This is a genomic window from Streptomyces sp. NPDC058683, from assembly GCF_042716195.1.
GTDB lineage: Bacteria > Actinomycetota > Actinomycetes > Streptomycetales > Streptomycetaceae > Streptomyces.
In genome coordinates this window covers 35,265-50,068 of the sequence record NZ_JBHXSK010000068.1, presented here as the reverse complement: position 1 = coordinate 50,068, position 14,804 = coordinate 35,265, and the positions used below count along the sequence as shown (strand labels likewise).

13 protein-coding genes are annotated in these 14,804 nt (G+C 70.4%); 4 read left to right on the top strand and 9 right to left on the bottom strand.

What is annotated here, in order from left to right:
• Nucleotides 1-117: 117 nt before the first annotated feature.
• From ACFWXC_RS46845 to ACFWXC_RS46835, 3 genes are all read right to left on the bottom strand, one after another.
• Nucleotides 118-2,625: an ATP-binding protein gene (locus ACFWXC_RS46845; protein WP_384489307.1), complete on the bottom strand. Its 2,508-nt coding sequence runs from the start codon at nt 2,623-2,625 to the stop codon at nt 118-120.
• A 319-nt stretch (nt 2,626-2,944) separates the two neighbouring features.
• Nucleotides 2,945-3,268, bottom strand: a complete 324-nt coding sequence (locus ACFWXC_RS46840) for an STAS domain-containing protein (protein WP_186284954.1) — start codon at nt 3,266-3,268, stop codon at nt 2,945-2,947.
• A 186-nt stretch (nt 3,269-3,454) separates the two neighbouring features.
• Complete coding sequence (locus ACFWXC_RS46835) at nt 3,455-4,303, bottom strand: 3-hydroxyacyl-CoA dehydrogenase family protein (protein WP_384489305.1); 849 nt, start codon at nt 4,301-4,303, stop codon at nt 3,455-3,457.
• A 251-nt stretch (nt 4,304-4,554) separates the two neighbouring features.
• Here ACFWXC_RS46835 and ACFWXC_RS46830 point away from each other — a divergent pair, with 251 nt between their 5' ends.
• Nucleotides 4,555-5,142 (top strand): cob(I)yrinic acid a,c-diamide adenosyltransferase, encoded by a 588-nt coding sequence (locus ACFWXC_RS46830; protein WP_384489303.1) that lies wholly within the window; start codon nt 4,555-4,557, stop codon nt 5,140-5,142.
• Here the strand turns inward: ACFWXC_RS46830 and ACFWXC_RS46825 are convergent.
• Nucleotides 5,068-5,706, bottom strand: coding sequence for a hypothetical protein (locus ACFWXC_RS46825; protein ID WP_384489301.1), 639 nt, complete (start codon nt 5,704-5,706; stop codon nt 5,068-5,070). The two genes, ACFWXC_RS46830 and ACFWXC_RS46825, sit on opposite strands and share 75 nt — an antisense overlap.
• A 175-nt stretch (nt 5,707-5,881) precedes the next feature.
• Here ACFWXC_RS46825 and ACFWXC_RS46820 point away from each other — a divergent pair, with 175 nt between their 5' ends.
• The 3 genes from ACFWXC_RS46820 to ACFWXC_RS46810 all read left to right on the top strand — a co-directional run bounded on the left by ACFWXC_RS46820 (nt 5,882) and on the right by ACFWXC_RS46810 (nt 9,712).
• The gene (locus ACFWXC_RS46820; protein WP_384489299.1) at nt 5,882-7,132 is read left to right on the top strand and encodes a sensor histidine kinase; all 1,251 of its coding nucleotides are present in this window, start codon (nt 5,882-5,884) and stop codon (nt 7,130-7,132) included.
• Nucleotides 7,129-7,770, top strand: coding sequence for a response regulator (locus ACFWXC_RS46815; protein WP_384489297.1), 642 nt, complete (start codon nt 7,129-7,131; stop codon nt 7,768-7,770). Before ACFWXC_RS46820 ends, ACFWXC_RS46815 begins: the two co-directional genes overlap by 4 nt.
• A 118-nt stretch (nt 7,771-7,888) precedes the next feature.
• A complete protein-coding gene (locus tag ACFWXC_RS46810) occupies nt 7,889-9,712 on the top strand; it encodes a glycosyl hydrolase family 18 protein (protein WP_384489295.1) in 1,824 nt (607 codons plus the stop codon).
• A gap of 32 nt (nt 9,713-9,744) precedes the next feature.
• Here ACFWXC_RS46810 and ACFWXC_RS46805 read toward each other — a convergent pair whose 3' ends face one another.
• The 5 genes from ACFWXC_RS46805 to atpA all read right to left on the bottom strand — a co-directional run bounded on the left by ACFWXC_RS46805 (nt 9,745) and on the right by atpA (nt 14,770).
• Entirely contained in the window at nt 9,745-10,191 is a 447-nt protein-coding gene (locus ACFWXC_RS46805; protein WP_351747619.1) for a DUF2550 domain-containing protein, read from the bottom strand.
• 129 nt (nt 10,192-10,320) lie between these two features.
• Complete coding sequence (locus ACFWXC_RS46800; protein WP_351710510.1) at nt 10,321-10,695, bottom strand: F0F1 ATP synthase subunit epsilon; 375 nt, start codon at nt 10,693-10,695, stop codon at nt 10,321-10,323.
• Between the two features lie 113 nt (nt 10,696-10,808).
• A complete protein-coding gene (gene atpD, locus ACFWXC_RS46795; RefSeq protein ID WP_384489292.1) occupies nt 10,809-12,245 on the bottom strand; it encodes a F0F1 ATP synthase subunit beta in 1,437 nt (478 codons plus the stop codon).
• Entirely contained in the window at nt 12,245-13,159 is a 915-nt protein-coding gene (locus ACFWXC_RS46790) for a F0F1 ATP synthase subunit gamma (RefSeq protein ID WP_384489290.1), read from the bottom strand. The genes atpD and ACFWXC_RS46790 overlap by 1 nt, the downstream gene beginning before the upstream one ends.
• 21 nt (nt 13,160-13,180) lie before the next feature.
• The gene (gene atpA, locus ACFWXC_RS46785; RefSeq protein WP_384489288.1) at nt 13,181-14,770 is read right to left on the bottom strand and encodes a F0F1 ATP synthase subunit alpha; all 1,590 of its coding nucleotides are present in this window, start codon (nt 14,768-14,770) and stop codon (nt 13,181-13,183) included.
• Nucleotides 14,771-14,804: the final 34 nt, after the last annotated feature.

The window sequence follows — 14,804 nt, the reverse complement described above, 5'->3', positions numbered from 1 at the left end:
TATCCTGCACAACACCGCGAGGGGGGGAATGGTGGCCTACAAGCTGCTCATTTTCTTACACGCGGCAGACGGCAACGTGTCGGGCGCCCCGGGCGGTGCGCGGGGCCCCCGGCTGTTTCAGATGACCGTGCCGGTCGCGGTGCCGGAAGTGGTGCCCTCCGATGCGCTCGACGTCGTCACCGTCGGGGAGTCGGAGGTCGGGCCGCTTGCCGAGTCGGTTGTGCTGGGGGTGTCGGTCGGGCCCGACGACGAGGGCGAAGGCGACTCGCTCGGCGTCGGCGACTCGGACGTCTTCGAAGGGCTCGGTGAGACCGACTTCGAGGGCGTCGGCGTCGGGGTCGGCGACTTGGACGGCGAGTGAGTCGTACCGCCGCCCGACGATCCCTTCGTGCCCGTCGGGGTGTCCGAAGGGGACACCTCGTCCGACGGCGGCGTCGGGTCGTCCGACGTGCCGAGCGTGCCGTCGGGGCCGGGGTCCGTCGGTTTGGCCGTCGTCGTGCCCGTGTCCCCCGTGCCCGACGACTGCTTGGGGTCGGCGCCCAGGGTGCCGTCGCCCGTGCCCTCGCTCGCCGACGGGTTGACGCTCACGTTGTTGGCCGGGTTGTCGGCGTTGTCGTGGGAGGTCATGCCGAGCCCCACCACCGTGCCGAGGACCGCGGTGAGGAGCACGCCCGAACCCACCGCCACCAGGTTGCGGCGGGCCATGCGGACCAGACCGCCGCCACCCCGGGCCTGCGGCGACTGCGACTGCGCCGGGACGCGGCGGGTGACCAGCGTGTCCGAGATCGGGGAGTGGACGGCCGGGAAGGGCGTCGTGACGCCGCCCGCCGGGGATATGGACTCCTCGTGGCGGGCGTCGGGGATCTCGTCGCCCGCCATCGCGGCGAGGCCGGGAAGGGCCTCCCCCGAGCGGTCGGCGACCAGCGCCAGCGCACGCCGGCCGGCCGTCGTACCCCGCTTGTCGGAGAGTGCCCCGCGCAGCCCGATGGAGGCCTCCAGCTCCGCCCGGGCCCGGTCCAGCTGGCCATCGCAGAGCGCGAGTATCCCCAACTCGTGGTGGAAATAGGCTTGTTCACCTACCTCGCCGGCAAGGCGGGCGGCCTCCGCACCGGCGCGCAGCGCGCGTTCCCAGGCGCTCCAGTGCAGCCCCGCCGCGAACGCGGGCGCGGCCGTGCGGGCCAGTCGTACCGGCGTGGACTCCTCGTCCTCGGCCGGGGGCACGGTGGCGGGCACGATGACCGTCAGGGCGGCGAGGACCGCGTCCGCCTCGGCGCACACCCGGTCCGGGGTGACCGAGGGGTGCCCGGCCCACCAGGAGTAGTGCTGGCCGGCGGCGAGGGCCTGGGCCTCGGCGTCGTCGGCGTATCCGGCGGCCTCCAGCTGCTGCTGGACGCCCGCGGCGAGCCGGTAGCGGGAGCCGACCGGGGAGACCAGTCCGCAGCTCGCCAGTTCGCCGAGGGCGGCGTCCGCGTGGGTGTCGCCGACGAGGGCGGGCAGATGGGCCTGGTGCGGGACCTCGCCGCCGAGGGCGACCGCGAAGCGCAGGGTGGCGCGGGCGGAGGCGCTGAGGCGGGCGGCGAGCAGCGGGGCGGGCGCGGCGGCCTCGCCGAGGGACGGCAGCGGGACCTCGTCGGTCGCCGCGGCGTCGATGGGCACGTCGACCGCCATGTCGGACAGCTCGGACGCGAAGACGCCGAGTTCGTCGACGGCGCCGGTGCTGGCCCGCAGTTGGTCGCGCTGCCGCAGCAGCGCGCCGGCCTGGACGAACCGCAGCGGCAGGCCCTCGGACTCGAACCAGAGGTCGCCGGCCCAGTTGGCCTCCTCCTCGCTGAGCACCCGGCCGACCGCACGCTCCAGGATGTCCACGCCCCCGGCCCGCTCCAGGCCGCTGAGGAAGAGCTCCTCGACGGCGGAGTCGGCGGAGGGCGCCGGCACGTCCGGGGTGGCACCGATGAGGAAGGCGCACTCCGGGGTGGCGTCGATCAGCTCGTCGAGCCCGGAGCCGCCGAACTCGACGTCGTCGAGGACGACGACCGCGCCGATGTCACGGACCAGTTCGAGGAGCTCGTCGTGGTCGGGCCGGTGCGCGGGCGCCTTGTAGACGGCGTAGAAGAGATCGTGGAGCAGGTCCGCGGACGTGCGGTGGAAGCCGCTGAGGCGGACCACGCCGTCCGGGGCGAGGTCCGAGCAGTCGTCGGCGACCAGGTCGAGGAGCGCGGTCCGGCCGGAGCCGGAGGGGCCGGTGAGGCGGACGGAGCGGCCGCGGGCGAGGAGTCGTACCAGACGCTCGCGGTCGTCCTGGCGCTCCAGGAGCGGCAGCTCGGGCTGGGCGGGGCCGGGCGGCACCGGCGGCCGGGCGGCGCGCTCGTACTCGGCGCGTTCGGCGGCGGTGCGCTTCTCCGGTCTGGCGGGACGTTCGGTCGGCGGGCAGGGTTCTATCTCGCTGCCGTCGACCGGGTTCACGGTCAGCAGGAAGTCGCCGGAGACCAGCCGCGCCGTGCGGACGACCGCCGACGCACTCTGGCCGAAGTCGTTGGTGAGGGATTCCCTCGGCGGGCGCTGGCGCGGCGTGCTGCCGTCGCCGTCATGGCCGTACGCCTCGGGTCCCGGGTTGATCGGGTCCATAGGTTCCTAGCCCCCCAAAAGCGTGGTGTGCCGTGAATGCGGGCCCCTCCCGGCCTGTTGCACACTGCGCTGTCGCTTCTGGTCCGGGCCCGCGCTCGAAGGGTGACAAGGCAGCGGGCGACCGAACCCTAAACCTTCGCACAGTATCTACGACAGTCCGGGGTACCGCGCCGTCCAAGACATCACAGTCTCGTGAGGATTGCGCCTGACATGCGCTTGTGCGCGGTCCGTCCGGGTCACCCCCGTCGCCCGGTGCACACCGTGTCCCACCCGTTCGCCACCGCACACCCGGTCCCGGTGCGGCTGCCCGGTCCCGGTGTCAGACCCGGGGCAGCGACTCCACCCCGATACCCCCCTCGATCGCCAGGATCCGGTGCAGCCTGGTGGCCACCAGCAGGCGCTGCATCTGCGGCGGTACACCGCGCAGCACCAGGCGGCGGCCGCAGCGGCCGGCCCGCCGGTGGGCCCCCATGATCACCCCGAGTCCGGTGGCGTCCCAGGAGTCCAGCTCGGACAGGTCCAGCACCAGATCGCCGACTCCGTCGTCGACGGCCGAGTGCAGGACCGTACGGGCGTCCGCCGCGCTGCGAACGTCGAGGCGGCCCCCGACGACCAGCTCGGCGTGGTCGCCCCTGATGTGCATATGCGCTCCCCGAGAGTGCGTGTCCTACTCCGTGAAAGTGATGTCCAGTGATGCAACCTCTGACTGCGTTCGACGGCCAGAGGTTGCCATCTGTAAGCGAACCGATACCGAATTCACCCCCGAGAGTGAAACTCCCGGGACTTGTGCGTTTTCGGAGGCGGTTCACAGGCCCTACGTACTGATGTTTCAGTACGTGTAAAAGCCCTGCCCGCTCTTGCGCCCGATGTCACCGGCGTCAACCATCCGGCGCATCAGCTCCGGCGGGGCGAACTTCTCGTCCTGCGACTCGGTGTAGATGTTGCCGGTGGCGTGCAGCAGGATGTCGACGCCGGTGAGGTCCGCCGTGGCCAGCGGGCCCATGGCGTGACCGAAGCCCAGCTTGCAGGCCAGGTCGATGTCCTCGGCGGTGGCGACGCCCGACTCGTACAGCTTGGTGGCCTCGACGACGAGCGCCGAGATCAGCCGGGTCGTCACGAAGCCGGCGACGTCCCGGTTGACGACGATGCAGGTCTTGCCGACGGACTCGGCGAACTCCCGCGCGGTGGCGAGGGCTTCGTCGCTGGTCTTGTAGCCGCGGACCAGTTCCACGAGCTGCATCATCGGCACCGGCGAGAAGAAGTGGACGCCGACGACCCGCTCGGGATGCTCGGTGGCCGCCGCGATCTTGGTGATCGGGATGGCGGAGGTGTTGGAGGCGAGCACGGCGTCCGGGCGCACGATCTTGTCGAGCGCGCGGAAGATCTCGTGCTTGACCTCCAGCTTCTCGAAGACGGCCTCGACGACGAGGTCGGCGTCGGCGGCCGCGTCCAGCTCGGTGGTCGTGGTGATCCGGGCCAGGGCGGCGTCGGCGTCGTGCGCCTCCAGCTTCCCCTTGCTCACGAACTTGTCGTACGAGGCCTGGATGCCCCCGACGGCACGGTCCAGCGCCTCGTCCGTGACGTCACGCAGGACCACGTCCCAGCCGGCCTGCGCGGCGACCTGGGCGATGCCGGAACCCATCAAGCCGGCACCGATGACGGCAAGCTTCCGTGCCACTCCGCTCCCCTTACACGCTGTTTAGGTATGCCTCTTGGGCGGGACCCTAGCGCTCGTGAGGGGCCGGGAAACCCGGTAAGTAATGCGTGTCACGGTCTCAGGGCGTGAGACAACCGTCACGTCTTGTCAGCCGTGCCCAACGGCATGGTTCATTACGCGCCACCTCCTGGTCGCCGTCGCCCTCGCGACACTCGCCGTGACGGTGGGCACACGCGTGTTCCGGACGGCCGGGGCGTAACTACGCTGGCTCTATGGTCAATCTGACGCGCATCTACACCAGGACCGGCGACCAGGGCAGTACCGCCCTCGGGGACATGAGCCGGGTCGCCAAGACCGATCTGCGGATCTCGGCGTACGCGGACGCCAACGAGGCGAACGCGGTGATCGGGACGGCGATCGCGCTGGGCGGCCTGGACGAGGAGGTCGTCAAGGTGCTCACCCGGGTGCAGAACGACCTCTTCGACGTCGGCGCGGACCTGTGCACGCCCGTGGTGGAGAACCCGGAGTTCCCGCCGCTGCGGGTCGAGCAGTTCTACGTCGACAAGCTGGAGGCGGACTGCGACCGCTTCAACGAGGGGCTGGGGAAGCTCCGTTCGTTCATCCTGCCCGGCGGCACCCCCGGCGCGGCCCTGCTCCACCAGGCCTGCACGGTCGTGCGGCGGGCCGAGCGGTCGACCTGGGCCGCGCTGGAGGTGCACGGCGCCCCGGGAGAAAGCGGCGGTATGAACCCGCTGACCGCGACCTATCTCAACCGGCTGTCGGACCTACTGTTCATCCTTGCCCGGACGGCCAACAAGGACGTCGGCGACGTGCTGTGGGTCCCCGGCGGGGAGCGCTGACCCCGGGTCCGGCTCCCCCGCGTCCGCCGTCCCGTCCGGCCGCTTCTTCGGCCAGACCACGTACGTCAGCGCGATCACGCCATGGAGGCCGGCGGTCCTGAGCGCCACCCACTGGAAGGTCCGCAGGGACGAGGTGTCGCCGTCGCCGACGTACCAGATCGCGGCCTGGAGCAGTGCGCAGGCGACGGCCGCCATCAGGACCGTGCGCAGCCACAGGCCGCCCTCGTGGCGGGCGCGCGCCATGCCGTAGCGGGGCGGCTTCGGCGGGCGCGGGGCACCGGCCAGGCGGTGTGCCGCGTGGCCGTCCAGCCAGCGGATCGTGTAGTGGCCGTAGGCGACGGTGAAGCCGATGTAGAGCGCGGCCAGACCGTGCTCCCAGCCGGGTTCGGCGCCGTTGCGCAGGTCGACCGCGGTGACCACGAACAGCACGAGTTCGAGGACGGGCTCGCCGAGCAGCAGGACGACGCTGAGCCGGCGTCGCTTCAGCAGGTAGCGGACGGCCAGGCCGGCCGCGAGCAGCACCCAGAAGGCCACTTCGCAGACGATGATCAGGGCGACGATCACGGTTGGCTCCTCACCGGGGGTCCGCCGGGGTCTCGGTCATTCCTCCTCCAGGCTCCCGGCGCCGGGCGGCCGGCGCGTCGTCGGCGGTGACGAGCCCGCACTACATCGAAAGATGCAGTCCGGGACCCTTCTCGCGGCGCAGGCGGACGCCGTGCGGGCCGTGTTGGATGGAGCCATGGCCCCGCGACTCCCCCGACCGCACCGCTTCGACGTGTACGTCGCCGCCGGCGGCCTGCTCGGCGGAGTGCTGCTGGCGTGGCTCGGGCTGGGCACCCGCTCGCGGGACTACCCGCTCACCCTTTTCGACGGCCCCTGGCCGGTGCTGGTGCCCCTGTGCGTGACGGCCTGCTGCGAGCTGGCCCGCCGCACCGCGCCGCGCGCCGCCCTGCTGACCGGCACGGCCGCCATCTGCGCGGACCAGGTCACCCAGGGCAGTCTGGCCACGGTCCTGATGTTCACCGACCTGGTGTACGCGGCCGTCCTGTACGGCCCGCCCGCCTCGGCCCGCCGTATCCCCTGGATCACCGGGCTGCTCACGGTGGCCGCGACGCTGGTGCCGTTCGCGGTGTGGCGGGTGCCGGAGGCGCTGCTGATCGGGGTGGTCACCGGGATCGTGGCGTTCGGCCCGGCGGCCACCGGCTGGATCGTCCGCGACCACCGGGACGCCGCCGCGGCCGCCGGGCTGCGCGCCGAACAGACCGCGCTGCTGGCCGAGATGGACCGGGTCCAGGCGGTGACCGCGGAGCGGGCGCGGACCGCGCGGGACCTGCACGACCTGGTCGCGGGCCATCTGTCGGCGATCGCCCTGCACTCCACGGCCGCGCTGTCGATCGACGAGCCGGGCACCTCCAAGGAGGCCCTGACCGTCATCCGGGAGAACAGCGTGGCGGGTCTGGCGGAGATGCGGCGGCTGATCGGCATCCTCCGGGAGGCGGGAGGCGGCGAGCAGGAGCCCACCGCCGCCCCCACCCTGGCCGGCCTCCCCGCACTGATCGACAGCGCCCGCGCGAACGGCCTCGGCGTCGACCTGGAACCGGAGACGGAGGGGGGAGGACCGGCGGCGGCCGGGCCCGGGAAGGTCCCCGCGCCCGTGGAGCTCGCCGCCTACCGGATCGTCCAGGAGTCCCTCACCAACGCCCTCAAGCACGCCCGCCCCGGCCGGGTCACGGTCGCCCTCGTCCGCCGGGACGGTGTCCTCGACGTCCGGGTGACCAGCCCGTACGGCGATCGGGCCGGGCCGAGCGTGCCCGGTTCCGGCGCCGGTCTGACCGGTATGCGGGAGCGGGCCGCACTGCTCGGCGGCACCTTCGCGGCAGGCCCCGACGGGTCACTGTGGACGGTCCACGCCACCCTCCCGCTGAGCCCTCCGCACCACCTGAGTCCCCTGAGCACCCCGAGCCCGCCGAGCGAAGGAGCGAGCGAGTGATCCGTGTACTGGTCGCCGAGGACCAGTCGGCCGTACGGGCCGGGCTTGTCCTCATCCTGCGCAGCGCGCCCGATGTCGAGGTGGTCGGGGAGGCGGCGGACGGGGAGCAGGCGGTGGCGCTGGCCCGGGAGCTGCGGCCGGACCTGGTGCTGATGGATGTGCAGATGCCGCGCCTGGACGGGGTGTCGGCGACCCGGGAGGTGGTCGCGGAGGGCCTCGCGGACGTCCTGGTGCTGACCACCTTCGACCTCGACGAGTACGTGTTCGGGGCGTTGCGGGCGGGGGCCGCCGGGTTCCTGCTGAAGAACACGGAGGCGCGGGACCTGCTGGCGGCGGTGCGGACGGTGGCGCGGGGCGAGGGGATCGTCGCCCCGGCGGTGACCCGGCGGCTGATCGCGGAGTTCGCGGCCGGGCCGGTGCGCGGGCCGAGGGCCGATCCGGCCGTCCTTGACGCGCTGACCCGGCGGGAGCGGGAGGTGCTGGGGTGTCTGGGTGAGGGGTTGTCCAACGCCGAGATCGGGGTACGCCTCGACATGGCCGAGGCCACGGTGAAGACACACGTCAGCCGGTTGCTGGCGAAGCTGGAGCTGCGCAGCCGGGTGCAAGCGGCGGTGCTCGCACAGGAGTTGGGGATCTAGTCCCGTTTCAGCAGAGTGGTCCAGACCTATTGACCGGTGGTCCAGACCTTTCTATTCTCGCGGCACTGTGGGCGCGAAGGCTCAGTCGTGCCCCCCGACTCCCCATAGGAGGCGCAGGATGCGCTTCAGACACAGAGCCGCGGCAGGGTTCGCGACACTGTTGCTCCCCCTGGCCGGCCTGGTCGGCCTCGCGGGCCCCGCCCAGGCCGCGACGACCGCCACCGCCACCTACGCCAAGACCTCGGACTGGGGCACCGGCTTCGGCGGCCAGTGGACCGTCAAGAACACCGGTACCACGTCGATCAGTTCCTGGACCGTCGAATGGGACTACCCCTCCGGGACCTCGGTCACCTCCGCCTGGGACGCGGACGTCACCTCCTCCGGCACCCACTGGACCGCCAAGAACAAGTCCTACAACGGCTCCATCGCCCCCGGCGCCTCGGTCTCCTTCGGCTTCAACGGCGCGGGCTCCGGCTCCCCGAGCAACTGCCTCCTCAACGGCGCCAGTTGCGACGGCGGCACCACCGTCCCCGGTGACGCGGCCCCCTCCGCGCCCGGCACCCCGACCGCGTCCGGCATCACCGACACCTCGGTGAAGCTGAGCTGGTCCGCCGCCACCGACGACAAGGGCGTCAGCAACTACGACGTGCTGCGCGACGGCAGGGTCGTCTCCACGGTGACCACCACGTCGTACACCGACACGGGTCTCACGGCCGGCACCGACTACTCCTACACCGTCCAGGCCCGCGACACCGCGAACCAGACCGGTCCGGTCAGCGGCGCGGTCGCGGTGCACACCACCGGCGGGACGACCACTCCCCCGACCACCGGCTCCAAGGTCAAGCTGGGCTACTTCACCGAGTGGGGCATCTACGGCCGCAACTACCAGGTCAAGAACCTGGTGACGTCCGGCTCCGCGGCGAAGATCACGCACATCAACTACGCCTTCGGCAACGTCACCAACGGGCAGTGCGCCATCGGTGACGCCTACGCCGACTACCAGAAGACGTTCACCGCCGACCAGTCGGTCAGCGGCGTCGCCGACACCTGGGACCAGCCGCTGGCCGGCAACTTCAACCAGCTGCGCGAGTTGAAGGCCAAGTACCCGAACATCAAGATCCTGTGGTCCTTCGGCGGCTGGACCTGGTCCGGCGGCTTCGCCCAGGCCGCGGCCAACCCGACCGCGTTCGCCGACTCCTGCTACAACCTGGTCGAGGACCCGCGCTGGGCCGATGTCTTCGACGGCATCGACATCGACTGGGAGTACCCGAACGCCTGCGGGCTGAGCTGTGACACCAGCGGGGCCGCGGCCTACAAGAACCTGATGGCCGCGCTGCGCGCCAAGTTCGGCTCGAACAACCTGGTCACCGCGGCCACCACCGCGGACGGCACCTCCGGCGGCAAGATCGACGCCGCGGACTACGCGGGCGCGGCCCAGTACGTCGACTGGTACAACGTGATGTCGTACGACTTCTTCGGCGCCTTCGACGCGGACGGCCCGACCGCCCCGCACTCCCCGCTCACCACGTACACCGGCATCCCGACGCCCGGCTTCACCACGGCCGACGCGATCGCCAAGTTCAAGTCGAAGGGCGTGCCCGCGAGCAAGCTGCTGATCGGCATCGGCTTCTACGGCCGCGGCTGGACGGGCGTGACGCAGGACGCGCCCGGTGGCACGGCCACCGGTCCGGCGCCGGGCACCTACGAGCAGGGCATCGAGGACTACAAGGTGCTCAAGACCTCCTGCCCGGCCACCGGCACCGTCGCCGGCACCGCGTACGCGCACTGCGGCAGCAACTGGTGGTCCTACGACACTCCCTCGACGATCGCCGGGAAGATGAGCTGGGCCAAGACCCAGGGTCTCGGCGGCGCGTTCTTCTGGGAGTTCAGCGGTGACACCAGCAACGGCGAGCTGGTGAGCGCCATCAACTCGAACCTGTAGTAAGGCGGGACCCACCCAGCGGGTGAATGTGGCTAGGCCACATTCACCCGCTGTCCGGGCGGGGCTGCTTCCAGCCACGCGAGGAACCCGGTCAGCGCGTCGTCGCTCATGGCGAGTTCGAGGCGGGTACCCCGATGGACACAGGTGAGGATCACGGCGTCGGAGAGCAGGGCCAGTTCCTCCTCGCCCTCCGGGAGGCGGCGGCCGGCCACCTCGATCCGGTCGCGTTCCAGGACCCGGCGGGGTCGGTAGGCGTAGGAGAAGACCCGGTACCACTCGACGCTGTCGCCGTTGTAGCGGGCCACGCCGTAGCTCCAGCCCTTGCCGCTGGTGTCCGGTTTCTCGGGGACGTCCCAGCGCAGCGAACAGTCGAAGGTGCCGCCGGAGCGCTGGATCAGTCTGCGCCGCAGTCCGAACAGGAAGAGTCCCACCACCACGAGCGCGACCACGATTCCGCACACAGTCAGAGCGAGGACCATCGGCACCGACCTCCTCGTCTCCTAGGTAATGGAACGTAAAAAGACCCAGATCTACCTCAGCCGCGGCTGGGACCGGATGGCTCCGATCCCAGCCGCGGCTGAGTTACGTCAACGCATACGCGCAGTGTGTCAGCGCGACGTCGCCGCCCGCAGACGAACGTCGGCGCGTCGCTCGGCGGTGGCGTCGCCCTCCGCCTTCGCGCGCTCCAGCTCCCGCTCCGCGCGCTGGACGTCGATCTCGTCCGAGAGCTCGGCGATCTCGGCCAGCAGCGACAGCTTGTTGTCCGCGAACGAGATGAAACCGCCGTGCACCGCGGCGACGACCGTCCCACCTTCACTCGTACGGATGGTCACCGGGCCCGACTCCAGCACACCGAGCAGCGGCTGGTGACCGGGCATGACGCCGATGTCGCCGGACGTGGTGCGCGCGACGACCAGGGTGGCCTCGCCGGACCAGACCTGGCGGTCTGCGGCGACCAGCTCGACATGCAGCTCAGCAGCCAAAGGTGGCTCCTCGGGTCACCACCCGGTGCGATCACCGGGTGTTGGATACAAGTCTAATGGGCGTGAGTGAGGGGGCGGGACGCGCCCGCCCCCTCACACGAACTCAGGCGAGTTCAGGAGACGCCCAGCTCCTTGGCGTTGGCCTTGAGGTCCTCGATGCCACCGCACAGGAAGAACGCCTGCTCCGGGAAGTGGTCGTACTCGCCGTCGATGATCGCGTTGAACGCCACGATCGACTCGTCCAGCGGCACGTCCGACCCGTCGACGCCGGTGAACTGCTTGGCGACGTGGGTGTTCTGGGACAGGAAGCGCTCCACGCGACGGGCCCGGTGGACGACGAGCTTGTCCTCCTCGCCGAGCTCGTCGATACCGAGGATCGCGATGATGTCCTGGAGGTCCTTGTACTTCTGCAGGACCGTCTTGACGCGCATCGCGGTGTTGTAGTGGTCCGCCGCGATGTAGCGCGGGTCCAGGATCCGGGACGTGGAGTCCAGCGGGTCCACGGCCGGGTAGATGCCCTTCTCGGAGATCGGACGGGACAGAACCGTCGTCGCGTCGAGGTGGGCGAAGGTGGTGGCCGGGGCCGGGTCGGTCAGGTCGTCCGCGGGGACGTAGATCGCCTGCATCGAGGTGATCGAGTGACCGCGGGTCGAGGTGATGCGCTCCTGGAGGAGACCCATCTCGTCGGCCAGGTTCGGCTGGTAGCCCACCGCGGAGGGCATGCGGCCGAGCAGGGTCGAGACCTCGGAACCGGCCTGCGTGAAGCGGAAGATGTTGTCGATGAAGAACAGCACGTCCTGCTTCTGCACATCGCGGAAGTACTCCGCCATGGTCAGACCCGCGAGGGCCACGCGCAGACGGGTGCCCGGGGGCTCGTCCATCTGGCCGAAGACAAGGGCGGTCTTGTCGATGACGCCCGAGTCCGCCATCTCCTCGATGAGGTCGTTGCCCTCACGCGTGCGCTCGCCGACACCGGCGAACACGGAGACACCGTCGTGGTTGTTGGCGACGCGGTAGATCATCTCCTGGATGAGCACCGTCTTGCCGACGCCGGCACCGCCGAACAGACCGATCTTGCCGCCCTTGACGTACGGGGTCAGCAGGTCGATGACCTTGACGCCGGTCTCGAACATCTCGGTCTTCGACTCGAGCTCGTCGAAGTTCGGGGCCTTGCGGTGGATGGACCAGCGCTCGCCCTCGTACTGCTCGTCGACGTTCAGCACCTCACCGAGGGTGTTGAACACCTTGCCCTTGGTGAAGTCGCCGACCGGGACGGTGATGCCGTCGCCGGTGTCGGTGACCGGGGCCTGGCGGACCAGACCGTCGGTGGGCTGCATCGAGATCGTGCGGACCAGGCCGTCACCCAGGTGCTGGGCGACCTCCAGGGTCAGGATCTTCTTCTCGCCGGCGTTGGCCGGGTCGGCCACCTCGACGTGCAGCGCGTTGTAGATCTCCGGCATCGCGTCGACGGGGAACTCCACGTCGACGACCGGGCCGATGACCCGGGCGACGCGGCCCGTGGCCGTCGCGGTCTCAACAGTGGTGGTCATTAGCGGTCACTCCCCGCGGTCGCGTCGGCCAGGGCGCTGGCGCCACCGACGATCTCGCTGATTTCCTGGGTGATTTCGGCCTGGCGGGCCGCGTTGGCAAGCCGGGAGAGCGTGTTGATCAGCTCGCCCGCGTTGTCGGTCGCCGACTTCATCGCGCGCCGCGTGGCGGCGTGCTTCGAAGCGGCCGACTGGAGAAGCGCGTTGTAGATACGGCTCTCCACATAGCGCGGCAGAAGGGCGTCGAGGACGTCCTCCGCCGAGGGCTCGAAGTCGTACAGCGGGAGGATCTCGCCCGGGGGCCTCTCCTCCGCGACCTCTTCGAGGCGCAGCGGCAGCAGCCGGGCGTCGAGCGCCGACTGCGTCATCATCGACACGAACTCGGTGTAGACGATGTGGAGCTCGTCCACGCCGCCGTCCGCCGTCTCCGTCTCGATGGCCTCGATCAGAGGCGCCGCGACCTTCTTGGCGTCCGCGTACGTGGGCTCGTCGGTGAAGCCCGACCACGATTCCACGACCTTGCGCTCGCGGAAGGTGTAGTGGGCCAGACCACGGCGGCCGACGATGTACGTGTCGACCTCCTTGCCCTCCGCCTCAAGACGCGCCGTCAACTGCTCGGCGGCCTTGATGGCGTTGGAGTTGAAGGCACCGGCCAGACCGCGGTCGCTCGTGAGGAGCAGGACCGCGGCACGGGCCGGGTTCTCCGCCTCCGTGGTGAGCGGGTGCTTGGTGTTCGAACCCGTACCGACCGCCGTGACCGCGCGGGTGAGCTCGGTCGCGTACGGCGCGGAGGCCCGCACCTTGCGATGCGCCTTGACCACGCGCGAGGCGGCGATCATCTCCATCGCCTTGGTGATCTTCTTGGTCGCGGTGACGGATCGGATGCGACGCTTGTAGACCCGGAGCTGGGCTCCCATGAGTCAGGTCCCTTCCTTACGTCACTTGGCCGCGGCCGGGGCGTCCTCGCCGAGAAGCTTGCCGTCCGAGGTCTCGAACTGCTTCTTGAACTCGGCGATCGCGTCGGCAACAGCGGTGAGGGTGTCGTCCGACATCTTGCCGCCCTCCTTGATGGAGGTCATGAGGCCCTGCTCCTTGCGGTGCAGGTGCTCAAGGAGCTCCTTCTCGAAGCGGCGGATGTCGGAGACCGGGACGTCGTCCATCCTGCCGGTGGTGCCGGCCCACACGGAGACGACCTGGTCCTCGGTCGGCATCGGCTGGTACTGAGCCTGCTTGAGCAGCTCGACCAGTCGGGAACCACGCTCCAGCTGCGACTTCGACGCGGCGTCCAGGTCGGAACCGAAGGCGGCGAACGCCTCCAGCTCACGGTACTGGGCGAGGTCCAGACGCAGACGGCCGGAGACCTGCTTCATCGCCTTGTGCTGCGCGGAACCACCGACTCGGGAGACGGAGATACCGACGTTCAGCGCGGGGCGCTGACCGGCGTTGAACAGGTCCGACTCCAGGAAGCACTGGCCGTCGGTGATGGAGATGACGTTGGTCGGGATGAACGCCGAGACGTCGTTGGCCTTGGTCTCGACGATCGGCAGACCGGTCATCGAACCGGCACCCATCTCGTCGGACAGCTTGGCGCAGCGCTCCAGCAGACGGGAGTGCAGGTAGAAGACGTCACCCGGGTAGGCCTCACGGCCCGGCGGGCGGCGCAGCAGCAGCGACACGGCGCGGTAGGCGTCGGCCTGCTTCGAGAGGTCGTCGAAGATGATGAGGACGTGCTTGCCGTCGTACATCCAGTGCTGGCCGATGGCCGAACCGGTGTACGGCGCCAGGTACTTGAAGCCGGCCGGGTCGGACGCCGGGGCGGCGACGATGGTCGTGTACTCCAGCGCGCCGGCCTCTTCGAGGGCGCCACGCACGGAGGCGATGGTCGAGCCCTTCTGGCCGATGGCGACGTAGACGCAGCGGACCTGCTTCTTCGGGTCGCCCGAGCGCCAGTTGTCACGCTGGTTGATGATCGTGTCGACGGCGAGTGCGGTCTTGCCGGTCTGGCGGTCACCGATGATCAGCTGGCGCTGGCCGCGGCCGACCGGGGTCATCGCGTCGACGGCCTTGTAGCCGGTCTCCATCGGCTCGTGCACCGACTTACGGGCCATGACGCCCGGAGCCTGCAGCTCCAGGGCGCGGCGGCCGGACGTCTCGATCTCGCCGAGGCCGTCGATCGGGTTGCCGAGCGGGTCGACGACGCGGCCGAGGTAGCCCTCGCCCACCGCGACGGAGAGGACCTCACCGGTGCGCTGCACCGGCTGACCCTCCTCGATGCCGCTGAACTCACCGAGGACGATGGCGCCGATCTCGCGCTCTTCCAGGTTGAGCGCGAGGCCGAGGGTGCCGTCCTCGAACTTCAGCAGTTCGTTGGCCATGGCCGAGGGCAGGCCCTCGACCTTCGCGATGCCGTCGCCGGCAAGGGTGACCGTACCGATCTCCTCGCGCGAGGCCGCGTCCGGCTTGTACGACTGGACGAAGTTCTCCAGCGCGTCCCGGATCTCCTCCGGCCGGATCGTGAGCTCCGCCATCTGGGTTCCCTGCTCTCCTTGTTGGGCCCGAAGT

What these genes read in the sequence shown, in the direction of transcription:
- atpA (WP_384489288.1), bottom strand. Translation starts at nt 14,770, where the DNA reads ATGGCGGAGCTCACGATCCGGCCGGAGGAGATCCGGGACGCGCTGGAG.
- ACFWXC_RS46810 (WP_384489295.1), top strand. Translation starts at nt 7,889, where the DNA reads ATGCGCTTCAGACACAGAGCCGCGGCAGGGTTCGCGACACTGTTGCTC.
- ACFWXC_RS46845 (WP_384489307.1), bottom strand. Translation starts at nt 2,625, where the DNA reads ATGGACCCGATCAACCCGGGACCCGAGGCGTACGGCCATGACGGCGAC.
- ACFWXC_RS46820 (WP_384489299.1), top strand. Translation starts at nt 5,882, where the DNA reads ATGGCCCCGCGACTCCCCCGACCGCACCGCTTCGACGTGTACGTCGCC.
- ACFWXC_RS46840 (WP_186284954.1), bottom strand. Translation starts at nt 3,268, where the DNA reads ATGCACATCAGGGGCGACCACGCCGAGCTGGTCGTCGGGGGCCGCCTC.
- ACFWXC_RS46830 (WP_384489303.1), top strand. Translation starts at nt 4,555, where the DNA reads ATGGTCAATCTGACGCGCATCTACACCAGGACCGGCGACCAGGGCAGT.
- ACFWXC_RS46805 (WP_351747619.1), bottom strand. Translation starts at nt 10,191, where the DNA reads ATGGTCCTCGCTCTGACTGTGTGCGGAATCGTGGTCGCGCTCGTGGTG.
- ACFWXC_RS46790 (WP_384489290.1), bottom strand. Translation starts at nt 13,159, where the DNA reads ATGGGAGCCCAGCTCCGGGTCTACAAGCGTCGCATCCGATCCGTCACC.
- atpD (WP_384489292.1), bottom strand. Translation starts at nt 12,245, where the DNA reads ATGACCACCACTGTTGAGACCGCGACGGCCACGGGCCGCGTCGCCCGG.